Annotated in this window: 2 protein-coding genes; both read right to left on the minus strand. The window is 65.6% G+C overall.

Annotation, left to right across the window (positions count from 1 at the left end; all coding sequences use genetic code 11):
- The coding region (locus FJV41_RS57140) for a hypothetical protein (RefSeq protein WP_220137988.1) at nucleotides 1-195 on the minus strand (195 nt) is incomplete at its 3' end.
- Nucleotides 192-572: NADH-quinone oxidoreductase subunit NuoE family protein (locus FJV41_RS57145; protein ID WP_141649572.1), on the minus strand; the 381-nt coding region annotated here is incomplete at its 5' end. The genes FJV41_RS57145 and FJV41_RS57140, both read right to left, overlap by 4 nt.

Genomic DNA, 572 nt, shown 5'->3' on the forward strand with positions numbered 1-572 from the left:
GACCAGGTCATCGCCACCGTCGGTGCCGAGGATCTTGCGCAGGGCCTGGTAGCCGCCGCGCGCCTCGTAGTCCTTGATGCTCCAGTTCGTGCCGTCGAGGCCTGCGTAGATCTGCGGCTCGATGTGGCGGTCGTGGAAGCAGGTCTGGACGCCCGTGGCCTGGAACTGCGAGAGGATCTGTGCTGCGGTGGTCATGCCTGTCCCTCCGCCTGGCGCAGGCCGTCCACGAGCTGGTCGAGCTTTTCGTTGTCCATGAAGCTGCACATCGTGCGGTCGTTCACCAGCATCACGGGCGCATCGGCGCATGCGCCCAGGCATTCGCACTGCTGCAGCGTGAACAGGCCGTCGGGCGTGGTCTCGCCCATGGTGATGCCGAGCTTCTTCTCGAGGTGGTGCAGCGCCTTCTGCCCGTCGCGCAGCTGGCACGGCAGGTTGGTGCAGACGTTCAGCTTGTACTTGCCCAGCGGCTGCTGGTTGTACATGTTGTAGAAGGTCGTGACTTCGTGCACGGCGATCTGGGGCATGCCCAGGACCTCGGCGATCACGGCCTCGCTCTCGGCGCTGACCCAGCC

Origin of the sequence: Myxococcus llanfairpwllgwyngyllgogerychwyrndrobwllllantysiliogogogochensis (genome assembly GCF_006636215.1) — a bacterium.
GTDB lineage: Bacteria > Myxococcota > Myxococcia > Myxococcales > Myxococcaceae > Myxococcus > Myxococcus llanfairpwllgwyngyllgogerychwyrndrobwllllantysiliogogogochensis.